We start from the raw sequence: 20,981 nt of genomic DNA, 5'->3' as shown, positions 1-20,981 counted from the left end.
TGTAACCGTCAAGGTTATTTAAGCAGCTTGTTTCGTTCGCCTTGCTTTCAAAGCGGGTGCAAAATTACAACCCGTTCTCTTCTTGTGCAACACTTAAGGGAAAGTATTTCAAAACTTATTGCCGAAGCAGTTTGAAGTAACTTTCTTCCTCCTTCCCTTCGTTAAGGGGCCGCAAAGATACGTTGAAGAAAAGAAGCCGTGCAAGTGATTTGAAAGTTAATTTCGAAATCTTTTCGCGTAAAGTGGGGATGATAAATCAACCTCGCTTCGTCTCTTTCTTCCGCGTTTCTACCGAGGCATTCCTCGTTGCGAGCCGCAAAGGTACGATGAAGAACTTCAGTTAAACAAGCGATTTGGAAAGTTATTTCTAAATCTTTGTCTCGTCGTTTTGAACGTTGATTGCTCTTCGTTTTCGCGCGCTGGTTTCTCCGTTTCGTGCGAGGCATTCCTCGTTTGCGGGCTGCAAAGATACGTTGCCGAAGTCGACGTACACAAGCGTTTTGGTGGTTTACGTCGATTCTTTTTTAGGTTAGAAAGCTAAGTGTTTGGGAATCATGGGGTTCTGGGTTTTGATATTTTTTGGAGTGTTGGTTATGTGGTTTAAGAGCCCTCTCCCCGGCCCCTTTAGCTGCGCTGCTTCCTGCGGAGGTCCGAAAGAGGAGAGGGGGGACGGCTCAGACGTTGGAGTATCATAAAGGCGTAATCAACGTAGTCTGTTTGTTGAAAGTGGTCCAGTTAATTCAATAGACAATAAGAACGTTCTTCCTTTGGAGAATCTCAAGAGGATACCCTAACCCCACCTCCTTTGCACCCGCGACCGCGCCCAAGCGTGAGACCTAATATGTAGGACACAAAAAGCCCGGACCACCTAATTGGCGGCCCGGGCGAAAATCGTGGTCTCCCGTGGAAGACCTGAGCTGATTTAACCTTCTTTCAGTTCTTGCGAGTTGCCCGGAGGCGAAAGGGGTGCATCAGCCGGTGACTTTACTTGGAGGCTGGCTTGACGGTCTTGATGATTCGCGCGGCTACCTTGTAGGGATCGGCGGCGGAGTTCGGACGGCGATCTTCCAGCCAGCCCTTCCAACCACGGTCGACGGTGGCGATGGGGATGCGAATGGAGGCGCCACGGTCGGAGATGCCGAAGCTGAACTCGTGGATGGATTGCGTTTCGTGGAGTCCGGTCAGGCGCTGGTCGTTATCGTGGCCGTAGACCTCGATGTGTTCCTTGACGTAGGGACGGAAGGACTCGCACACTTGCTCGTAGTCTGCTTTGCTCCCGCTTTCCCGGAGGAAGGAGTTAGAGAAGTTGGCGTGCATACCGGAACCGTTCCAGTCACCTTTGACGGGTTTGCAGTGGTATTCGATGGCGATGCCGTACTGTTCGGCGATGCGTTCGAGAAGGAAGCGGCCGAGCCAGATTTGGTCACCGGCTTCCCTTGCGCCTTTGGCGAAGGTTTGGAATTCCCACTGCCCGGGAGCGACTTCGCAGTTGATGCCTTCTACGGTGAGGCCGGCGTCGAGGCAAGCATCGAGGTGCTCTTCTACGATCTCGCGGCCATATGCGTTTTTAGCGCCTACGGAGCAGTAGTACCGTCCTTGGGGAGCGGGTTCGGTGCCGTCGGCGGGGAAGCCGAGGGGCTTATTGGTTTCCGGATCCCAGAGGAAGTATTCCTGCTCGAAGCCGAACCAGAAGTCCCGGTCTTCGTCGTCGATCGTAGCGCGGGCGTTGCTGGGGTGTGGAGTTCCGTCAGCCTTAAGAACTTCGGTCAGGACGATAAAGCCATTTTTACGCTGGGGGTCCGTGATGATCGAGACGGGCTTGAGCAGACAGTCGGAGCTGCCGCCTACGGCTTGGTTGGTGGATGATCCGTCGAAAGACCACATCGGGCAGTCTTCAAGTTTGCCGCTGAAGTCAGCGATGACCTGGGTTTTGCAGCGTAGAGACTGCATGGGCTCGGTTCCATCGAGCCAGACGTACTGTAGCTTGTGCTTAGTAGGCATGAATAAAGTGTTTTGGAGGTTAAATCAGAAGGTTATCGAATATTTAAAAGGGCGCCCCGATAGATATCGGGACAGGTGCATAATGCATTTGTGGGACGCGCCCGGAAAGTCTTTGTGTTATATTTAGAAAGCATATACGGCGGCGACGATAAAAGTAGCGATGCTATTATCTTCATCGTTATCCGTTCCGTAGTTGATAATGCCATCACTGTAGGTACCCGCAAAATCGGCACTACTGTCGAAGCGAAATTCGGGGATGATCCGCAAGTCTCCAATATTGAAGTTGCCGCTTGCGGTGATGGCGAAAACGCCTCGGCCATCTAGCGTGATGTCTTCGGGAGCAGATTCAACAAAGTACTCACTACGTAGATTCAAGCTAGCATTATCGGTGATACCAACCGTTCCGTACAAAGCTATTCCAGTGAAACCATCGCTGTGTCCGACCTTTGATTCGTCATCAATGAGGTTTTCAGTGCTCTTCCTGGAGGCATTTAGACCGAGCATGATGGTTTCGCTCACTTCGTAAGTTGCCGTCAGGTCAACCTGAAAGGTGGTGGCGTCATCGTCGCCCGACACATCTTCCGTATCCGTACCGTAAAGGAAGTTCAGGTAAGCAGCAATGCCACCCGTCTCGGTACTTAGCTGTGCACCGTAATAGTAGCCCGCGTCGTTGAAGCGACTGTCCGTGTTATTAAAGACCCCGACCATCGCACCAAAGCTTTCGCCCAGGGCAAAGTCGGCCTTCAAACCGGTGTGGAAAAAGGGACCATAACTGAATAGGTAACTGGTGGAATAATTCATATTGGCTACGGCATCAATCACTTCGTAGCCCACAAATGTACCAAACTGACCCATAGTAAGGGTTATCGCGTCGCTGGGTGAGTAGGTAACGAACAACTGTTGCAGGTTAGGAAAGCGGCCATTAGCGGCATCGGCGCGGGGCCCAAAACCAACTTGCCCTACGAAACCTACTTTACCGAGTGCCTTTTCCGCTAGCAGATTTACATTGCCGACGCCAAAACCGCGTGTCTCCTGCGCAAAGCTGGTGGGGAAAGTCAGTGGTGATCCATCGGCTCCTTTGGCATCCGTGAGAACGTGTTGAAAATATGCATCGGCGTACCCGCTAAGACTGAAGGAAGGTTCTTCCTTAGCAGTAGCTTGTCCAACAGCGGGCGTTCCGTCAAGCGAACCAACATCAGTGGATGCTACCTCTTGTGCAATAATTGGCAACGAAATCAGGGCTAAACCAGTAGCCAGAAGTGTAGTAGTGAGTCTCATCGTAAAGAAGTTTTGAACGTGCGTGGAGAAATAGTGAATGCTAATGATTGACTCAAGCTCAATTAATATCTAATGCTGAATACCGAACGCCGCGTATTGCATACCCTGCGGTCAGTGGATCCCATCATGCCTTTACGGCATCAGCCATCGGTCAGTTGAAAGACGCCGTCTTCCTTACCGGCCGTGTAAGCGTGCATATCGTGCTCGCCAATATCGAGCCCCATGATCTCTTCCTCTTCGTCCACGCGAATACCCATGACCGCCTTGAGGGCGCCAAGAATTCCGAACGATGCAGTAAAAGAGAAAGCACCGATGGCGGCTACGCCGATTAATTGATTGATAAGCTGTGCGCCGCCCGCCAGGTCACCGAAGATGCCGACCGCAAGCGTACCCCAAATACCACACACACCGTGGACGGAAGTAGCACCGACCGGATCATCGAGCTTAAGCGTTTTGTCGATGAAGACGATACTGAAGGGAATGATGATGCCGGCAATGCCACCGATAGCGATCGCATCGAGACCGTTCATCTGGTCCGCTCCAGCGGTAATACCGACGAGGCCGCCGAGAATGCCGTTAAGTACCATTGATAGGTCGTACGATTTGAACATGAAGTAAGCCGTGAAGAAGGCGGCGACACCACCGGCGGCGGCGGCTAAGGAGGTCGTCACGAACACCAGCGAGACTCCGTTGGGGTCAGCACTCAGGACGGACCCTCCGTTAAAACCGTACCAACCGAACCAGAGGAGAAACACCCCGATTGCGGCGAGTGGCATGCTGTGCCCGGGAATGGCCGTCACCCGGCCGTCCTTGCGGTACTTACCCTTCCGGGCACCGAGGAGCATGATCGCGGCGAGGGCGGCAAAACCGCCGGCGGCGTGGACGAGCGTTGACCCTGCAAAATCATAGAAACCGAGATCCGACAACCAGCCACCACCCCAGTGCCAACTTCCTGAAATCGGGTAAGAAAGCGCAACGAAAACAGTAGCGAATAACAGGAAGGGAACCAATTTGACCCGCTCGGCAACGGCGCCGGACACAATGGTCGCGCAGGTTGCGGCGAACATGCCCTGGAAAATGAAGTCAGAGAAACCAGTGTAGGTGCTAGTCTTGGCCGCCGTTGCGTACGCTGCGGATTGTGCAACTGCGCTAACGGCATCCTCATAACCATCAGCCCCCGGTACCAGACCACCGGCCTGAACCGTCTGGGCGGCGGCGGCGATCATCTCACCAGTAGCGGTGACACTTCCCGCAGCCCAATCCATCGGGCCGAACGCACCCAACCAGCCACCGATGCTCCAGGCATCACCCGGGTACATCAGGTTGAAGCCTATGACAAAGTAGGTCAGTAAGCCAATGGAAATGATCATCGAGTTCTTGAAGAGAATATTAACGACGTTCTTCTTCTGCACGAAGCCGGCTTCGAGGCTTGCGAATCCGAGGTGCATAATGAAGACGAGGCACGTCGCCATCAAAATCCAGAGGTTGTTCACGGTAAACAATGCTTCCATAACGTTGATCAATTTTTATCTAAGTGGGAACTCAGCTAGCGCTGAGAAAAGTGAGTACAGGAGTGCCAGACCCAGTGGCGCGCAAGTCCTCACGAAATGAAGACGAGTGCCCGTGGGTGACGGAGCAACTTGGTGGTACTGAGCTAGTGGCTAAGGGGGAGGCGGTAGCCGGAACCGTAGTGCAAAGGGTTTCCGGATGGTTGACTGCGTGTGAGTTTACATGCGAGCAGTGAGCGGTAGACTCTATTGGTGTTTAATCTTTAGTCTTTGTCTTTGGTCTAAAGTCTGTGACCAGTTGGGAGGATAACAGACTATAGACCATAGACCATAGACCATCTAGATCGCGCTATCATCGCGTTCTCCCGTGCGGATGCGAATAACCCCGTCGACGTCGTAGATGATAATTTTTCCATCCCCAACTTTACCGGTCTTGCCGGCGGATTGGATCGCGTCGACGATGGCTTCGGTTTTGGCCGTAGGGGCGAGGATATCGAGCTGAAGACGCGCAATGTAGTCCGCATCGTAGACGCTACCGCGGTAGGTGAGCTGTTCACCCCGCTGGAGACCGAAGCCTTTGACCTCGGTCAGGGTAAAGAAGTTGACATCGATGGCGGCAAGCGCATCCCGAACGGACTCGAACCGGGAAAGGCGAATGATAGCTTCAATTTTCTTCATGCGAAGTAAAGTTGTCGGTCGGTTTAGCCCCTGGTTAGAAGGCGAAAAGCCGGAAAACGAATGGTTGAAAAATTTGCTATCTGGTTGAGGCGTTGCGGCGGCGTTGCTGACTACATCCGCTTTGTTGATGACAAAAGTGAGGCACTCAGGACGGCACTTTGCGCTAAGCTAGTCGTAACTTTGTCATCGCCAAACACACATCCGTAAACGCAACCGGCTTACTTCCAGTCGGGTACACCCATAAAACTTCACATGTCCACTGCGGTAAAAGATCAATTATGGCGGCTCGTAAAGTCCTTGAACAAAGCAGAAAAGCGTAATTTCAAGATATTCGCCACCCGGGCCGGTGGCACCGCGGAAAGTAAATTCGTCCTGCTTTTTAATTCGCTAGACAAGGCAACGGAGCTCGACGATGCGCTGGTCATGCGTCGGTTGAAGCTATCTCCGGGCAAGTACTCCAACCTAAAACGCCACTTATACCAGGAGCTGCTGAAGAGTCTGCGGCTCATCCACATTGACAAAGAGATCGACATCGAGTTACGCGAGCAGATTGATTTTAGCCGCATCCTGTACGGCAAAGGTCACTACCTGGATGCCTTACGGACACTGGAACGCGCCAAGGCGAAAGCCATCGAGCATAATCAGGATCTACTGCACCTGGAAATACTGGAATTTCAAAAACTCATCGAAGCGCGCCACGTCACCCTCTCGCGGCAGGTCACGGACAAAATGGACATCCTCCTCAACGAATCCGCCGAAAAAAGTCATTCCATCCTGACCACGAGTGAGCTACTGAATATGAATATTCAAATCCACGGTCGGTACATCGAGCGCGGGCACGGCCGGACGCCGAACGAAATTGCGCAGACCAAAGAATTCTGGGCGGACATCCAAACCGCCCGCGTGACCTCCGCGACGGCCAGGAGCACCTTTCACCAGCAGGTCAACCGTTTACAGGCCGGAATGTGGTACCAGTACATTCAGCTCAACTTCGAAGAAAGTCTGGAAGCGGCCCAGAGTGCCGTCACCCTCTTCACCCTCAGCCGACAGATGACGGTGAAGGACCCGGACCTGTACCTACGCTGCCTGTACTACGTGACCGTCTTCGCCTACCTGACCGAGCAACCCACGGTCATCCGGAAATACCGCGCGCGCCTGTCGGCCTTTCTGGAAGATGACAAAGTTAAATTCAACGAAAATTCCCTGCGCATCGGCGTGGTCTACCGGAAGTTAAGCCGGTACAACGAACTGTTCCAAGCGGGTCGACTTGCGGAGGCGTACGCCTTCAGTCAGCGGGTCGCCGCTGATTACCAAAGTGGCGTATTCGTGCCGGCCGAGCACCGCTGGGGCCTGTTTTTGTACAAGTCAGCGGCCGCGGCGTTTCTGGTTAGCAGGTATTCCGACGCCATCGACGACCTCAACGACATCGTCAACATGAAGACCGGTACCCACCGCGAGGACCTGCTGATCAGTACCAAACTGCTCCACGCGCTGTGTAACTACCAGATGGAGCACTATTCGCTCGTCGATTACCACCTGACGAGTCTTGCCAGATTACTCCGTCGGAGCCGGGAGACCGCGGAGCTGCACCGGTTGATGGTCGCGGGCCTGCGTAAATTAATTTCATTACCGGTTGCCGAAAGAGCGCCGGTGTTCGCAAGATTAACCGCGCAAATTGACGCGCTGCGTGCCGACCCCTTCGAGCGAAAAGCACTCACTTATCTCGAGGTCGGGTACTGGTTATCGCTTCACGAATAATATTTTTCGCACTGGCAGCAACACGGTAGTACCGTGGCTCTTCCCGGCATTCCCCGGCACCCGCGCCCGCGCCCACACGTTGAAATCCACGCGCACGGGCCGGAGGTCGTGGATAGCTGATTTATTACGAAGGAACAGACGTTGAGCGTTCGTGCACTACCTTGATCATGAATCTTAGGTAACGCCGGGCAACTTAATCCGACAAACCTACCCGGGTTACAAATGGCCAGAAAGCGCTACTTCACGCGGGCCGCCTACTTCCTCTACAACTTTCAAAACGTCTGATGACACAATTCAATTACTCGCTCTCCGCCATCGTAGCCGGCATTTGCCTGAGCGTTTTGTTCCTGGGTAACTCCGGCGGCGCGGCGGCCAACGACAACTTTTATACCGGCGCGCCCAGCACGGGTGGTGGCACGGAAGCGACCTGCAGCACTTGCCACCGTGGCGGCACTTACGGCGAGCCAGCCCTTACCGTCCTGTTTGCGGAGCAAGGCAGCACCGAGTTTAACGCACTGACCAGTTACGTGCCGGGGCAGACTTACCAGGTTTCCATCAAAGTAGGATTTACGGGCGCGGAACCTGCCGGCTACGGCTTTCAGGCACAATTTCTGACGGATTCGACCGCACTACGGGCCGGCACGGCAACCGCGACGGGCGGGGTGCAGGTCAGCGCCGGGGGCGCGGCGCGTCAGTACGTCGAGCACAACAGCGTCAGTAACGGTGGTGACTTCGCTTTTGCCTGGACGGCGCCGGAGGTCGGCACCGGACCGGTAAATCTCTACGCGGTGGGAAATCTAGTTAACCGCGCCCGGGGCACGGGCGGCGACAACGGAAGCACGTCGCCGACCATTGTGGCGCTGACGGAGGGCAATCTTTCGTCCGTCGCCACGGTTGCCGCCATCACGGGGCGGCTGTACCCTAATCCGGCGGGCGCGCGGTCGCGGGTGCAAGTGGAAGTGGACGTGAAGCAAAGTGGGTCACACCGGCTAACCGTTCGGGACGCAACGGGCCGGCTACTCACTACCGCCCAGCTCGAACTAAGCAGCGGAGGCCAGGTGATTCCACTCATGGCCGAAAACTTCAGCACCGGTCTTTACACGGTTTTACTAACCGGATCGGACAGCCGCTTCGTCGGTCGGCTAGTCGTACGCTAAATGACAAAGGTAAATTTTGACCTAATTCCTACTACCGAACTTAGTACCGTAGCGCGGACTCCCTGAGCAAGCCCCGGATGTCCCTTTTTAGTTGGATGAGGCAATTAGTCGTAGTGCCACCCCCGCAAAAGACCGAGAGGTAACTTACTGCCGGGGCTTGATGCCCAAACGGAGTGAGACAATGTGGCTGTAGGTGCTACGCCCGTCGTCCTCGCCGAGGTCGGTGTAGGCGTAGTCGACGTTAAGCTGCCCAACTTTGAGACCGAGGCCGAGGGAGGGGCGGGAGTTGATCCGTTCCTCCATGTCGAAATCCTGAATGCGCTGCAACTGCGAAACCCCGGCGCGTAAAAAGATGAACTCTCCGTAGTCGGCTTCCAGGCCGAAGGCGGGGTCGAGACTGACCGGGTCGGCGGAAAGGAGGGTATTGCGCTTGCCGTCGGTGGTGGCGATGACGTCCAGCTCGGCGGTCAGGTTGATGTTCTTGGTGAGGGAGAATTTGCGGGCGGTGGCCAGGATGAGGGTCGGGTTAGTTGTTTCGGAGCTACTGATCCGGATGTCGTTCCCGGTTGCGGTGAGCGTGGTGCGCTCTTCTTCGGTGAAGTTGAACGACCAGGTATTGAACGTCGTGGTAATGTCCCTACCGAGCAGGGCGAAAGTCCAGTCGTTGCGGTCCAACTGGACGCCCAGATCGAGGCCAAAACCCCAGCTGCTGGCGAACTCACCAATGATGCGGTGAATAACTTTTACGTTACCGCCAACGCGTAAGTCGCCCTTCGGCTTGGGGAAAGAACGGGCGTAAGTACCCAGAAAAGCGTAATCGGCGGCGGAGAACTCGACGATGTTGTCGAAGTTAATCGTACCGTCCGCTTCGTAGAGGGAAAGGGTGTTGGGGATGTTATCGATACCGAAACGGATGAGGCTGATGCCCAGGCGTTGATTCTTATTGGACAGCGGAAGGGTGAACCCGAGGTAATCGTAGTTCCCCACCCCACCGAACCATTCGGCGTGCATCGCGCCTATTTCCAGCCCCCGATCCACCGGTAAGCCCGCCAGACCGGCGGGGTTCCAGGCTGCGGCGTAAACGTCCTGCTGGCTGGCGGTCACGGCCGACCCCATGCCATGGGCACGGGCACCGACGCCGATCGTCAAAAACTCATTGCTGTACTTTTGGGACACGGCATCCCGCGACAGCGCAAAAAGAAAAAGTGGGAGGAGAAACAGGAGTTTTTTCGGAACCATAGCGTAAAGGTAAAATGCTCGAACGTAGCGTGGGCGGTTTAGGTGCCCCGGTGTCGCAATTGTGATACCTTTGGTGGCTCAAACGTTCCCGGGCCGACACGCGCGTCGCCCTCCCGGACCGTAAACCCGTGCCATGCCATGCTAGAGCCCATCGTTCGCCTTCGCAACGTTACCGTTCACCGGGGTGACCGCCCGGTGCTGCGCGACGTCAACCTCGACGTAGCCGCGGGGGAGTTCGTCTACCTGGTCGGCCGCACGGGCAGCGGTAAATCGAGCCTGCTCAAAACCCTGTACGCCGACCTGCCCCTGCGTGAGGGAAGCGGCGTCGTGGCCGGCCACGACCTGCGCAAAATCAAAAGGCGAAATTTGCCCGCCCTGCGCCAACGACTCGGTATCGTATTTCAGGAGGTGAACCTGCTCACGGACCGTTCGGTGGCGGAGAACCTAGACTTCGTCCTCCGCGCAACCGGATGGCGGCGGCGCGAGGAGCGGGGCCGGAGAATTAACGAAGTCCTGCACGCCGTCAACCTGCCCGCCGCCCGCGACGTGATGCCCTACGCCCTCAGTGGCGGTGAGCAGCAGCGGATAGCTTTCGCCCGCGCCCTGCTCAACAAACCGGCCCTCGTAATTGCCGACGAAGTAACCGGGAACCTCGACCACGAAACGAGCCTGGAGACCCTCCAACTGATGCGTGAACTGGCCCGCAAGAACAACGCCGCCATCCTTTTTGCCACGCACGACCGCCGCTTACTGGAGCACTATCAGGCCCGTACGTTACGCTGCAAGGATGGCGTTATCACTTCCCTCGAAAATCCGCTCCCCTAAAGTCTACCCGAATTACCCACCGTGCACACGCCCAACAAATTTTACGTCACCGTTTCGCTCGCCCTCGTACTCTTTCTGCTTGGTCTGACCGCTTACTGGGCTTACCTGGCCGACGACATCACGCGTAAATTCCGGGAAGACCTGGACGTAGTGGTCGAACTCAAGGCGGACCACACGATGGAGGAACGCAGGCAACTCCTGGCCTACCTCACGCAATCACCCTTTAATCAGCCCCTGACGCTACCCAAGTTTCTCGACAAGGAAGCCGCGCTGACGAGCCTCGACCGGGAGCTCGCGAGCGACTTGGCAGCGCTGGGTCTCAACAACCCGTTACTCGACGTCGTCACCTTTAACGTCCCAATCGATTATTCACGAAGCGATAGCCTGGCCGTGGTGGCCGCAGCGGTAAAGTCGCGGGAGGGCGTGGATGACGTGTACTACCAAAAAGGGTTTGCGGAAATGCTGGCGGTTAACGCACGCCGGGTCACGCTCGTCGTCGGGGGCGTCGTGTTACTGCTCCTGGTCATCACTGGGATACTCATCCACAACACCGTGCGCCTGAGCTTATCGGCGAACAGGCTGCTCATCAAAACCCAGGAGTTGGTCGGTGCGAGCTGGGGGTTTATCAGTCGGCCTTATCTGTGGCGAGCGGTGTGGCAGGGGCTACTTGCCGGTTTACTGGCGGCGGCCGCTCTCAGTGGCACTTGGTACGGACTGGCTAACTATTTACCGGAAATACGGTCATTGGAGGACGGATTACCCGTGCTCGTTATCTGCGGTAGCATAACTGCACTGGGAGTGCTCATCAACTTTCTTAGTTACTATATCGGCGTACGGCGTTACCTTCGTCTGCGAATTGACGATTTGTACTGATTACTTAATCCCGGAAAACTGCGCGCCTTCTCTACTTGGTTATTGATGATTAACCTAAAGTAACGCGCTTTCCCGCCACGGTGTCCTATCATTGCCCCTTCACAAATCGCAACCTACTCCCCTCCCCATGGCTAAAGGAAAAAAGAAAGACAAGCAGAAACTCGCCGACCCAGGCGCTCCCATCCGCATCGAACCGACGCGCGTGGCCAAGCCAAAGGTGACCTTCAAAGAACCCAGATCGAGTACGCCACAAGTCGCGCGGGCGATGACTTTTGGGCCCGATACTTACAAATGGATGGGCATCGGTTTCGCGCTGGTCATGGTTGGGTTGTTCCTGATGGCCGGTAGCCGCGGGGATAATTTTACGGAGTTCAACCCCGAAGACATCTACAGCCCGGTGAAGATCACCCTGGCCCCCGCCGTCATTCTGGCTGGTCTGGGCGTAGTGATCTACGCGATCCTTAAAAAGTAATTTTGGAAGATATTTTGCAAGCCATCGTCCTGGGCATCGTGCAGGGCCTTACGGAATTTCTACCCGTGAGTAGCAGTGGCCACCTGGAATTAGCAAAATGGCTGCTCAACGACGATAGCTTAGCCGCGGATAGCATGTTGATGACCGTGACGCTGCACGCGGCCACGGCGCTGGCGACGATGGTCGTCTTTCGAAAAGATGTTGCCGACATTTTCGGCGACCTATTCAAATTTGAGTGGAACGAGGGGACGAAGTTCTCCCTGCTCATCATTGTCAGCATAATTCCCGCCGCCATCGTGGGTTTGTTTTTTGACGACATTCTGGATACCCTCTTCAGCCAGCAGATCACGCTGGTGGCCGCCATGCTCGTCGTGACGGGCCTACTGCTATTCCTGGCGGACCGGGCGAAGGACACCGACAAACCCGTGGGCTGGAAGGAAGCGGTCATCGTGGGCGTCGCCCAGGCCATTGCTATCCTCCCGGGCATTAGCCGGTCCGGGGCTACGATCGGGACCAGCGTGCTGCTGGGCGTCGACCGGTCGCGCGCCGCGCGGTTCAGCTTTCTGATGGTCGTGCCGCTTATTCTCGGTAAGATGGCTAAGGATTTGCTCGACGGCGATTTCGGCGGGTCGGTGGATGCGGTTTCGCTGGGGGTTGGCTTCGTTGCCGCGTTCTTTACCGGTATCGGGGCCTGCGTGTGGATGATCCAGCTCGTCAAGCGGGCGGAGCTTAAGTGGTTTGCTTATTACTGCTTCGGCGTCGCGGCGCTGGTGTTTGGGGTGCTGGCTTTAGTATAACTACGGAGTCTCTTAGCAGGCTTTGAGGAGCGCACTTCTCTAAACGTGACTGCACCGAGTACTGTGGGTGTGCGGGGTTACGGGCTACTTCCCTGCGGCACCACTCTTTCCAGACCACCGTTATCATCTACTGACTATTTTCCTATCGGCTGGTTGGCACTTCGCGCCGCTTCCTGCGCGTAGGTATTGAGCTTCACCTGCTTCCCGGCCTTTTTCCCGGGGCGAATCTTCATATTGAGGAATTCAACGAGTAACGAGAAAGCAATGGCGAAGTAGAGGTAACCCTTGGGAATCGTACCGATCTGGCTGCCAAAGACTTCCAGGTGCGCCAGGTGGGCACCTTCCGTGATGAGCATGAAGCCGATCAAGATCAAGAAAGAAAGGCCCAGCATCTGAATGGTGGGGTTCCGATTGACAAAATTGCCCACCGGAACGGCGAACAACATCATGATCGCTACCGATACGACGACGGCCGTGATCATGATGATCAGGGCGCCAGAAACGCCGTTAGTCATCCCGACGGCCGTCAGGATGGAATCGAACGAGAAAACGATGTTGATGATGGTAATCTGGACGATCACCGAGCTCAGCGTTGCGCCGCCGACGTTATTACTGTTGCCTGGCTCGCCGTCGACGTGCTCGTCCCCTTCCAGTTTGTGGTGAATTTCGGACGTGGATTTGTACAGCAAAAAGATGCCGCCCGCAATGAGAATCAGCGCCTGACCGCCGAAGCCGCCGCTCGCCCACCCCCAGTCGAAAGTGAACCAGGCTTCCTCCATGGCAATCAGCCAACTCACGCCGAACAACAGGACAATCCGCATGACCATCGCCAGCACCAGGCCGACCTTGGTTGCTTTGTCACGCTCCTTTTCGTTCTTCAATTTTCCGGAAGCAATGGAAATAAAAATGATGTTGTCGATTCCGAGAACGATCTCCAAAAACGTCAAAGTGAGCAAAGAAAGCCAAACGGCACCGCTACCAAAATCGGGAAGTGTGAACATAATGCGGGGTAAAATCTAGTGTCCGGAAAACCCGGCCTTTGGCAAAACTACGCAGGCCGCTCAATGTTTGTTCCCCAATTCTAAATCCCTATGCAAGAAACAAAATTCCGCCGCCTCACCCTCGCCGAACTCAACGACGTACGCGATCAATTCGTCAAGTTTCTGGCCGTCAACGGCATCGACGTAACCACCTGGCAGCGAATCAGGAATGACGAGCCCGGGCGAGCGGACGCACTCATCTTACAGTTTTCCCAAACCGTCTTTGCCGGCGTCATCGAACGCATCGAATTCCTGGTCGACCGCAAACCCAACGATCTGCGCACTTACAAAACCGAAGGCGACAAAATATACATGCGGGGTATCTTGCTAGACGGCGACACGTCCGTCGACTTTACCAAGCAGGACCTGACGCCGCAGGAGATGTTTGACCGCCTCAAAACCGAAGGCATCAGCCCGAAACTCTACGCCGCCGAACGCGCCTACCTACCCATCGGCCGCGACCAGGACGTATTCATCCTGATGGAACGCGGTGCGCTGATCGACGACGGGGAACTATTCCGAACCCTAGCGTCGCTCTAGCGGGCTCGCTGCTGTACCCTACCGCTAGTGAAATATTTAGGCCTTTGGCGCGGCCGCGGGTGCGGGGTTGATGGGGAGGGGTACCGTGATCCCGCTTTTTCACCAAGAATGTTATTACTTTATGTCCGGTCGTCACTCCGGGGCAAGCTTCCGGACCGTTAACCACCAACCCATCGTCCATGCGAATTCTCCTCTTCTTACTCCTCCCCCTCCTCGCCGCGCTCGACGGATGTGGCAACCAGGACGACGGTGCGCCGGCCGCCACGGCGACCTCCGGTTCCGGACCGAACTTTACCCAAAAACCGTCTGACGACGCCATCTACCGCAACGCCGGCGAATCAGTAAATAACCGGATCACCGACCTGATCAGCAGAATGACGCTGGAAGAAAAAGTCGCCCAGGTAACCGCCGTCTGGCAGGATAAGAAACGAATGTACCAAAATGGCTATGACTTTAATCCGGACAGCGCCGCGGTAGTTATGCCCCACGGCATCGGCCACGTCACCCGCCCCAGCGAACTAGCCGGGCCGCCGGACACTAGCCGGACCGCCGCACAGGAGGTAGCCTACGTAAATACGATCCAGAAATGGCTCGTCGAAGAAACCCGCCTGGGCATTCCCGCCCTCATGCACGAAGAAAGCCTGCACGGATTAGCCGCCCGCGACGCCACCAGCTGGGGGCAACCCATCAGCGTAGCCGCTAGTTTCAACCGCCAACTGACCCGGGAGCTCTACGCAACGGCCGCCCGGCAGTCCGCCAGCCGCGGCGCCCACGTCGTCCTCACCCCCGTGGTCGACGTAGCCCGCGACCCGCGCTGGGGCCGCGTCGAGGAAACGCTCGGTGAAGATCCCTACTTGGCCGCGCAAATAGGCTTGCAGGCCGTCCTGGGTTTTCAGGGGGACGACGAAAAATGGGACGAAGGCGAGGTCTTTGCCACCCTCAAGCACCTGGCCGGCCACGGCGAACCCGAAGGCGGCAATAACACCGGACCGGCTAACGTCTCCGAGCGCACCCTGCGGGAAGTTTTCTTCTACCCGTTTCGCTACATCGTCCGGGAGGGCAACGTCCGTAACATCATGGCCAGCTATAATGAAGTAAACGGTGTACCCAGCCACGCCAATGCCTGGATGCTGAACGATGTTCTCCGTGGAGAATGGGGTTACAAAGGTGCGGTCGTATCCGATTACTACGCCGTCCGCGAGTTGGCGGACCGCCACGCAGTTGCTGGCAACTGGGAGGAAGCCGCCGTCCGCGCCATCACTTCCGGCGTCGACATCGAGCTACCCGACCGGGAAGCATTTCCGTACCTGGTAGAAGCCGTGAACGATGGCACACTCGACGTCAAGGTGCTCAACACGGCCGTCGGACGAATCCTCCGCCAGAAGTTTGACCGCGGACTGTTCGAAAACCCCTACGTCGACCCCACCAGAGTAATCAGCAACACGGCCACCGACGATGCACTCGTCCGCCGGGCCGGTGCGGAAAGTATAATCTTACTGAAGAACAACGGAGTCTTACCACTCGACAAAGCTACCGTCGGGCGGGTAGCGATTATCGGCCCTAATGCCGACCGCGTGTTACTGGGTGGGTACAGCGACCTACCGCAGCATTTCGTAACCGTCAAAACAGGGCTTGAAAGTGCGCTCGGCGAAGGCAACGTGATCTACTCTGAGGGAGCGCGAGTGACGGAGCCCGGAAGCTGGTACAACGATCCGGTCGTGGCGGTCGACGCGGAAGAGGACCGGTTAAGAATTGCCGCCGCTGTCCGCGCCAGTCGCGACGCCGACGTCATCATCGTTGCCGTCGGTGGCAACGAACTCACCAGCCGCGAGGCGTGGTCCGAAACGCACCTCGGCGATCGCCCCACCCTGGAAATGGCCGGCCTACAAAACGAGTTGATCGACGAACTCGCCAAGACGGGAAAGCCCCTCATCGGTCTCGTCTTCGGCGGTCGCCCGCTGGACATCCGTAACCTTACTGAGAAAACCGATGCAGTATTTCAGTGCTTTTACCTCGGCCAGGAAACCGGCCACAGCGTAGCGGATGTGGTATTTGGGGATAAAGACCCCGGTGGTCGTTTACCGATCTCGATCCCCCGGTCCGTCGGCCACATTCCTGCTTACTACAACTACAAACCTACCGCGCGACGCGGCTATCTTTTCGACGACGTATCCGCCGCCTGGTCGTTCGGCTACGGACTCAGTTACGCTGCCTGGGACATTGCTCCCCCCACCCTCTCCGCCGCCTCGGCGAGGATAGACGAGGCCGTCACCGTTACCACGACCGTGCGGAACGTCGGCGATCGACCGGGCTCGCAGGTGGTACAGCTTTATGTACGGGACAGGGTCAGCCGGGTGACGCGGCCGGTGAAGGAGCTAAAGGGGTTCGAGAAGGTCTACCTCGGACCCGGGGAGAGTAAATCGGTTACGTTCTCTCTAAACCGGGAAGTGCTGGAATACCTCGGACCGGACATGACGTGGGTTACGGAACCCGGCGAGTTCGTCATTATGGTTGGCACCTCGAGCCGGGATAAGGATTTACAGCGCGTGACGTTCACCCTCAGAGGCCCCGCTCGGTAACTAGGCGGATCAACTTTGCGCCCAGCGCAAACCCCCTTTCCGGCGCTGCCGGAAAGGGGGTTATTCGTGGCACCCGCGACCGCGCCCGTCTAGTCCTTAGGATCCGATATTGATACTCTTGTGCTGTTCTTCCTCGTCAATGCCTTTGTACAACCACTCGGAAAATAAGCTGTCCATCAGCGGCGTGATTACGTAATTCAACAGGGGGACGAGAATGGCGGTCGTACAAATTAATTTGAACCACAGCGGCTCCACGCTGATCCACTTCATGAGGTAACTAACGGCGACAAGAAGCGGATAAAGCCCGAGCCACTTGACGAGCATTAATTTCCAAGTGGGGGGTGTGGCACCTTCTGCAGGACTACCCATAAGCAAGTTGTTTGTCCACTAAGCGTTGCCAACCAGGGAAGTTCTTGTAACAATAAAAAAACGGGAAGCCAAACTAGTTGACTTCCCGTTTTTATCAGTGAATATTTAACCTAGTAGCGGTAGTGCTCCGGCTTGTACGGACCACCGACGGGTACGTCGATGTACTCAGCCTGGTCGTGAGAAAGCTCTTCCAGTTCGACACCAATCTTAGAAAGGTGGAGGCGGGCAACTTTCTCGTCGAGGTGCTTGGGTAACATATAGACCTTGTTCTCGTAGTTATCGCTGTGCTCCCACAATTCCAACTGCGCAAGCACTTGGTTCGTGAAGGAGTTGGACATGACGAAGGACGGGTGACCCGTTCCGCAACCGAGGTTGACCAGACGGCCCTCGGCGAGGAGGATGATGTCATTACCGTCTACGTTGTAGAGGTCGACTTGTGGCTTGATCTCGTCTTTGGTGTGGCCGTAGTTCTTGTTCAACCAAGCCATGTCGATTTCATTGTCGAAGTGGCCGATGTTACAGACAATGACCTTATCGTTCATCGCCTTGAAGTGCTCCTCGGTGAGGATGTTGAAGTTACCGGTGGCGGTGACGATAATGTCGGCACGGTGGATGGCCGTCATCATTTTCTTGACTTCGAATCCGTCCATGGCGGCCTGCAGCGCACAAATCGGGTCGGCTTCCGTCACGATCACGCGAGCGCCGGCGCCACGCAGGGAAGCGGCGGTGCCTTTACCAACGTCACCGTAACCGGCAACGATGGCGACTTTACCGGCCATCATGACGTCGGTCGCGCGGCGGATGGCGTCGACGGCGGATTCCTGGCAGCCGTACTTGTTGTCGAACTTGGACTTCGTAACGGAGTCGTTCACGTTGATGGCGGGCATAGCAAGCGTACCTTTCTTCATCCGCTCGTAGAGGCGGTGGACGCCGGTCGTTGTTTCTTCGGATAAGCCTTTGATGGCGGCTACCAAATCGGGGTTATGGTCAAGCACCATGTTCGTCAGGTCACCACCGTCGTCGAGGATCATGTTGAGTGCCTCGCCACCGGGGAAACCGCGCAGCGTCTGCTCGATACACCAGTTAAATTCTTCCTCATTCATTCCCTTCCAGGCAAAAACGGGAACACCGGCGGCGGCGATGGCGGCGGCGGCGTGGTCCTGGGTGGAAAAGATATTACAGCTGGACCAGGTTACGTCGGCCCCCAGCTCAACGAGCGTTTCGATGAGAACGGCCGTTTGGATCGTCATGTGAAGACAGCCGGCGATGCGGGCTCCCTTGAGGGGCTTGCTGGCACCGAATTCTTCCCGAAGCGCCATCAAACCGGGCATTTCTGCTTCGGCGAGGCGGATTTCCTTACGGCCCCAGGCGGCAAGGTTGATATCTTTTACTTTATAGTTCGTGGCGGTCGCGACTGCGGACATAGTGGAATTGTTTTGAATTATGCCGCAAAGGTAAGGGATTCGGTGTCACCGAAATGTAGTTTAGGTTCCGACTAAGTCGGGACGGGTACCGGGTAATTTACAATGAGTGCCACGTAGATTCACCAGCTCACGAACGGCATATCCCGAACGTAAGTCCTCTTTTCCGTGATCTTCAGGACAAACGACGCTACGTCACCCCGGCTGATCTTACTACCGCCCGTCGTGCCGACATAGCCGACTTTGTATTCCCCCCGGTCCGCCTCTTCTACCAAGCGGGGCGCGCGCACGATTGTCCAGTCCAGGGTACTTTGTTGAAGAATTTCGGCGTGACCGGTAGCGTCGGAGATGACCGACTTGAAAAAGACCCCCATGATGCCCCGGAATATCTTGTCAATAAATTTGGGCTCGTCCTTTGCGTAAGGTAGGCCACCACCGCTCATGCTGATGACGCGCTGCACGTTTTCGGCCATCATTGCCGCCACCAGGTGCCGGGTCCCCGCAGTTTGAACTGCTTTGTTGCCACCTTTCGTTTGCCCGATGAGACTGACTACGGCATCGCACCCGGCGATCGTTTGGCGTACGGAAGCCGCGTCGAGAATATCTCCCTGCGTCACGCTAAGGCGATCGTGCGTCACCGTTACTTTCGCCGGCGTCCGGGCGAGGATTTTTAAAGTGTGCCCGGCCGCGAGGGCTTTGGGGATGAATTCTTGTCCGGTACGGCCCGTGCCGCCAAATAGCGCGATGATCATGGTTGTTGTTTGGCCTATCAACCAATTGTCGCTCGTTTAGATAGCTAAGCTTACCTTTAGGTAAGTATGAAGACTTCCCCCCTCACCCCGCGTTGCCCGATCCGAACTACCCTGGAATTACTGGGTGGCAAGTGGCAATTACTCATTCTTGACCGCCTAGGCGAAGAAGCAGTGGCCTTTACCGATCTCAAACTTCGCCTGCACCCGATTAGTGATAAAGTGCTTGCACATACGCTGCAGCGACTCCGAGAAAGTAAACTGGTGGACGTTGTCGGAGGGAAGTACCGTCGGACAAAGGCGGGGACGGCTACGGGGCCGTTACTGGCGGCAATCGTGGCTTACGGCCAAGAGTACGAGCGGCTACTAGCGGAGACGTGACGTCTGCGTGCTCTTACCAGTGCTCACCACCCTCAATACCTTTGATGTCATCAATTAATTAGCGCGCAGCCGTCGGGCACTTACCTGCTGAATTAGATTATCTACTCAAGTAGACATTATTAATGTTACTTTCCAAAACCCTCTCCCCCGGCCCCTTTAGCTTCGCTGCTTCCTGCGGAGGTCCAAAGGTAGAGGGGAGACAGGGCAGCTCGCTTCGCTCGTAAAATATCATAATAATATTGTCTAACTACCTACGTTACCTAAAGCTATCGCTCTACAATTTGCGATCCGATAGCGCAGCAGTGGTCAATAACCACTCCCCGAAGTCCCGCGCCCAAACTTGGTACGTCAGCGTAGAGGGATGCACCCCATCGCTAAAGAAGTCTTCAGCGACGCCAGCTATGTCATAGCGGTGCTGCCACATCAACATCCGAATTTTCTCGGGATTGTAGTACACATTATCGTAGTTACGAATTACCCGTTCGAGCGCCTCTCCGTGTAACTCTACCAGACCACCGATGGAAGCTTTCAGCAGGCGAGTGAAAGCGGGAAATTCTTTAATGGGCGGCACGTTCAAAAAAGCAATCGGAACGCTCGGGTAATGCTCGCGTAGACGGTGGACCAGGCGACTGATCTGTCTACTAAATTCAGTCGGCTTAGTTAACTTGAAAGCATCGTTTCCGCCAGTACCGACGACGATAAGGTCAGCTTCCACTCCTGAGATACGGGGCAATATCTCATCTACCATCCGCTGGGTCGTGAAGCCACTTTCGGCGAAGACTTGCCACGCTACCGGGCGGTCTAACTGCGCCGAGATAAACTTGGCGAGCGTGCCGGTGAAAGCTACTTCGTGGGTTGGGGATCCGACACCGGCGACCGTGCTTTCACCGATGGCTAGTAGGTGGAATGGTTCGCCGCCACGATTGCTGACGCTTCCCAATGGACCAACGGCTGGTGGCAGTAGCGGGATTTTCTGAATCACCCGTTTTCCTTGAAAATACAGCAGCGGTAACAATGGAATGGCTGCCAGCGATCCTAAATAGAATTTTAGCGTGGTGCGGTTCCAGTTCATACGAAACAAAAATTGAGCTAATGACGAGTCGACCATGCGGGTCAGCAACGGCTGCTTTGCGCATGAGATGCCCTAAAACAAAAAAGACCTTCACCGCCGCAGCGGTAAAGGTCTAATTGTATGGTCGGGGTACCAGGATTCGAACCTGGGGCCTCCTGCTCCCAAAGCAGGCACGATAACCGGACTTCGCTATACCCCGAAGATTGTACAAAGATACAACCAATTTTAACTTAGCGGAGACGGC

At 55.8% G+C, this 20,981-nt stretch carries 19 protein-coding genes and 1 tRNA gene; 9 read left to right on the top strand and 11 right to left on the bottom strand.

Features of this window, described 5'->3' with window-relative positions:
- Window positions 1–984 precede the first annotated feature (984 nt).
- The 4 genes from GGR27_RS09980 to GGR27_RS09965 all read right to left on the bottom strand — a co-directional run bounded on the left by GGR27_RS09980 (window position 985) and on the right by GGR27_RS09965 (window position 5,465).
- Window positions 985–2,001, bottom strand: a complete 1,017-nt coding sequence (locus GGR27_RS09980) for a glutamine synthetase beta-grasp domain-containing protein (RefSeq protein WP_168037265.1) — start codon at window positions 1,999–2,001, stop codon at window positions 985–987.
- Window positions 2,002–2,124: 123 nt separating this feature from the next.
- On the bottom strand, window positions 2,125–3,279 hold the full coding sequence (locus GGR27_RS09975; RefSeq protein ID WP_168037264.1) for a porin: 1,155 nt from the start codon (window positions 3,277–3,279) through the stop codon (window positions 2,125–2,127).
- Between the two features lie 140 nt (window positions 3,280–3,419).
- Window positions 3,420–4,790 carry an ammonium transporter gene (locus tag GGR27_RS09970; protein ID WP_168037263.1) on the bottom strand — a complete coding sequence of 457 codons (1,371 nt, stop codon included), beginning with the start codon at window positions 4,788–4,790 and terminating at the stop codon, window positions 3,420–3,422.
- A gap of 336 nt (window positions 4,791–5,126) precedes the next feature.
- A complete protein-coding gene (locus tag GGR27_RS09965) occupies window positions 5,127–5,465 on the bottom strand; it encodes a P-II family nitrogen regulator (RefSeq protein WP_168037262.1) in 339 nt (112 codons plus the stop codon).
- Window positions 5,466–5,717: 252 nt separating this feature from the next.
- Between GGR27_RS09965 and GGR27_RS09960 the strand changes: the two genes are divergently transcribed.
- Window positions 5,718–7,223 (top strand): hypothetical protein, encoded by a 1,506-nt coding sequence (locus GGR27_RS09960; RefSeq protein WP_168037261.1) that lies wholly within the window; start codon window positions 5,718–5,720, stop codon window positions 7,221–7,223.
- A gap of 284 nt (window positions 7,224–7,507) precedes the next feature.
- On the top strand, window positions 7,508–8,380 hold the full coding sequence (locus tag GGR27_RS09955; RefSeq protein WP_168037260.1) for a choice-of-anchor V domain-containing protein: 873 nt from the start codon (window positions 7,508–7,510) through the stop codon (window positions 8,378–8,380).
- A gap of 144 nt (window positions 8,381–8,524) precedes the next feature.
- Here GGR27_RS09955 and GGR27_RS09950 read toward each other — a convergent pair whose 3' ends face one another.
- Entirely contained in the window at window positions 8,525–9,619 is a 1,095-nt protein-coding gene (locus tag GGR27_RS09950) for a putative type IX sorting system protein PorV2 (RefSeq protein WP_168037259.1), read from the bottom strand.
- 138 nt (window positions 9,620–9,757) lie between these two features.
- Between GGR27_RS09950 and GGR27_RS09945 the strand changes: the two genes are divergently transcribed.
- The 4 genes from GGR27_RS09945 to GGR27_RS09930 all read left to right on the top strand — a co-directional run bounded on the left by GGR27_RS09945 (window position 9,758) and on the right by GGR27_RS09930 (window position 12,586).
- Window positions 9,758–10,444 carry a cell division ATP-binding protein FtsE gene (locus tag GGR27_RS09945; RefSeq protein WP_168037258.1) on the top strand — a complete coding sequence of 229 codons (687 nt, stop codon included), beginning with the start codon at window positions 9,758–9,760 and terminating at the stop codon, window positions 10,442–10,444.
- A 21-nt stretch (window positions 10,445–10,465) separates the two neighbouring features.
- On the top strand, window positions 10,466–11,317 hold the full coding sequence (locus GGR27_RS09940) for a cell division protein FtsX (protein WP_168037257.1): 852 nt from the start codon (window positions 10,466–10,468) through the stop codon (window positions 11,315–11,317).
- Window positions 11,318–11,444: 127 nt separating this feature from the next.
- The gene (locus GGR27_RS09935) at window positions 11,445–11,789 is read left to right on the top strand and encodes a DUF3098 domain-containing protein (protein ID WP_168037256.1); all 345 of its coding nucleotides are present in this window, start codon (window positions 11,445–11,447) and stop codon (window positions 11,787–11,789) included.
- A 2-nt stretch (window positions 11,790–11,791) separates the two neighbouring features.
- On the top strand, window positions 11,792–12,586 hold the full coding sequence (locus tag GGR27_RS09930) for an undecaprenyl-diphosphate phosphatase (RefSeq protein ID WP_168037255.1): 795 nt from the start codon (window positions 11,792–11,794) through the stop codon (window positions 12,584–12,586).
- Window positions 12,587–12,720: 134 nt separating this feature from the next.
- Here the strand turns inward: GGR27_RS09930 and GGR27_RS09925 are convergent, their stop codons facing one another.
- Window positions 12,721–13,587, bottom strand: a complete 867-nt coding sequence (locus GGR27_RS09925) for a TerC family protein (protein ID WP_168037254.1) — start codon at window positions 13,585–13,587, stop codon at window positions 12,721–12,723.
- Window positions 13,588–13,677: 90 nt separating this feature from the next.
- Here GGR27_RS09925 and GGR27_RS09920 point away from each other — a divergent pair, with 90 nt between their 5' ends.
- Complete coding sequence (locus GGR27_RS09920) at window positions 13,678–14,166, top strand: DUF6495 family protein (RefSeq protein ID WP_168037253.1); 489 nt, start codon at window positions 13,678–13,680, stop codon at window positions 14,164–14,166.
- A 179-nt stretch (window positions 14,167–14,345) separates the two neighbouring features.
- Window positions 14,346–16,745 carry a glycoside hydrolase family 3 N-terminal domain-containing protein gene (locus tag GGR27_RS09915; protein WP_168037252.1) on the top strand — a complete coding sequence of 800 codons (2,400 nt, stop codon included), beginning with the start codon at window positions 14,346–14,348 and terminating at the stop codon, window positions 16,743–16,745.
- Between the two features lie 96 nt (window positions 16,746–16,841).
- Here GGR27_RS09915 and GGR27_RS09910 read toward each other — a convergent pair whose 3' ends face one another.
- The 3 genes from GGR27_RS09910 to GGR27_RS09900 form a co-directional block, all read right to left on the bottom strand.
- Window positions 16,842–17,069, bottom strand: coding sequence for a hypothetical protein (locus GGR27_RS09910; RefSeq protein ID WP_168037251.1), 228 nt, complete (start codon window positions 17,067–17,069; stop codon window positions 16,842–16,844).
- A 155-nt stretch (window positions 17,070–17,224) separates the two neighbouring features.
- Window positions 17,225–18,538, bottom strand: a complete 1,314-nt coding sequence (ahcY, locus tag GGR27_RS09905) for an adenosylhomocysteinase (protein WP_168037250.1) — start codon at window positions 18,536–18,538, stop codon at window positions 17,225–17,227.
- 119 nt (window positions 18,539–18,657) lie between these two features.
- Window positions 18,658–19,287: an NAD(P)-dependent oxidoreductase gene (locus GGR27_RS09900; RefSeq protein ID WP_168037249.1), complete on the bottom strand. Its 630-nt coding sequence runs from the start codon at window positions 19,285–19,287 to the stop codon at window positions 18,658–18,660.
- Between the two features lie 66 nt (window positions 19,288–19,353).
- Here GGR27_RS09900 and GGR27_RS09895 point away from each other — a divergent pair, with 66 nt between their 5' ends.
- A complete protein-coding gene (locus GGR27_RS09895; RefSeq protein WP_168037248.1) occupies window positions 19,354–19,665 on the top strand; it encodes a winged helix-turn-helix transcriptional regulator in 312 nt (103 codons plus the stop codon).
- 274 nt (window positions 19,666–19,939) lie between these two features.
- Here GGR27_RS09895 and GGR27_RS09890 read toward each other — a convergent pair whose 3' ends face one another.
- Both GGR27_RS09890 and GGR27_RS09885 read right to left on the bottom strand, forming a co-directional pair.
- Window positions 19,940–20,737 carry an SGNH/GDSL hydrolase family protein gene (locus GGR27_RS09890; protein ID WP_168037247.1) on the bottom strand — a complete coding sequence of 266 codons (798 nt, stop codon included), beginning with the start codon at window positions 20,735–20,737 and terminating at the stop codon, window positions 19,940–19,942.
- 121 nt (window positions 20,738–20,858) lie between these two features.
- Window positions 20,859–20,936, bottom strand: a tRNA-Pro gene (locus GGR27_RS09885).
- Window positions 20,937–20,981 lie beyond the last annotated feature (45 nt).

It is taken from the genome of Neolewinella antarctica, from assembly GCF_011927835.1.
Taxonomy (GTDB): Bacteria; Bacteroidota; Bacteroidia; order Chitinophagales; family Saprospiraceae; genus Neolewinella; species Neolewinella antarctica.
The sequence above is the reverse complement of the archived record's forward strand: the minus strand, read 5'-3'. Positions and strand labels throughout refer to the sequence as shown.

Bases quoted from the DNA above. Each gene is read 5' to 3' on its own strand.
- GGR27_RS09980 (WP_168037265.1), bottom strand. From the start codon at position 2,001: ATGCCTACTAAGCACAAGCTACAGTACGTCTGGCTCGATGGAACCGAG.
- GGR27_RS09975 (WP_168037264.1), bottom strand. From the start codon at position 3,279: ATGAGACTCACTACTACACTTCTGGCTACTGGTTTAGCCCTGATTTCG.
- GGR27_RS09970 (WP_168037263.1), bottom strand. From the start codon at position 4,790: ATGGAAGCATTGTTTACCGTGAACAACCTCTGGATTTTGATGGCGACG.
- GGR27_RS09965 (WP_168037262.1), bottom strand. From the start codon at position 5,465: ATGAAGAAAATTGAAGCTATCATTCGCCTTTCCCGGTTCGAGTCCGTT.
- GGR27_RS09960 (WP_168037261.1), top strand. From the start codon at position 5,718: ATGTCCACTGCGGTAAAAGATCAATTATGGCGGCTCGTAAAGTCCTTG.
- GGR27_RS09955 (WP_168037260.1), top strand. From the start codon at position 7,508: ATGACACAATTCAATTACTCGCTCTCCGCCATCGTAGCCGGCATTTGC.
- GGR27_RS09950 (WP_168037259.1), bottom strand. From the start codon at position 9,619: ATGGTTCCGAAAAAACTCCTGTTTCTCCTCCCACTTTTTCTTTTTGCG.
- GGR27_RS09945 (WP_168037258.1), top strand. From the start codon at position 9,758: ATGCTAGAGCCCATCGTTCGCCTTCGCAACGTTACCGTTCACCGGGGT.
- GGR27_RS09935 (WP_168037256.1), top strand. From the start codon at position 11,445: ATGGCTAAAGGAAAAAAGAAAGACAAGCAGAAACTCGCCGACCCAGGC.
- GGR27_RS09925 (WP_168037254.1), bottom strand. From the start codon at position 13,587: ATGTTCACACTTCCCGATTTTGGTAGCGGTGCCGTTTGGCTTTCTTTG.
- GGR27_RS09920 (WP_168037253.1), top strand. From the start codon at position 13,678: ATGCAAGAAACAAAATTCCGCCGCCTCACCCTCGCCGAACTCAACGAC.
- GGR27_RS09915 (WP_168037252.1), top strand. From the start codon at position 14,346: ATGCGAATTCTCCTCTTCTTACTCCTCCCCCTCCTCGCCGCGCTCGAC.
- GGR27_RS09910 (WP_168037251.1), bottom strand. From the start codon at position 17,069: ATGCTCGTCAAGTGGCTCGGGCTTTATCCGCTTCTTGTCGCCGTTAGT.
- ahcY (WP_168037250.1), bottom strand. From the start codon at position 18,538: ATGTCCGCAGTCGCGACCGCCACGAACTATAAAGTAAAAGATATCAAC.
- GGR27_RS09900 (WP_168037249.1), bottom strand. From the start codon at position 19,287: ATGATCATCGCGCTATTTGGCGGCACGGGCCGTACCGGACAAGAATTC.
- GGR27_RS09895 (WP_168037248.1), top strand. From the start codon at position 19,354: ATGAAGACTTCCCCCCTCACCCCGCGTTGCCCGATCCGAACTACCCTG.
- GGR27_RS09890 (WP_168037247.1), bottom strand. From the start codon at position 20,737: ATGAACTGGAACCGCACCACGCTAAAATTCTATTTAGGATCGCTGGCA.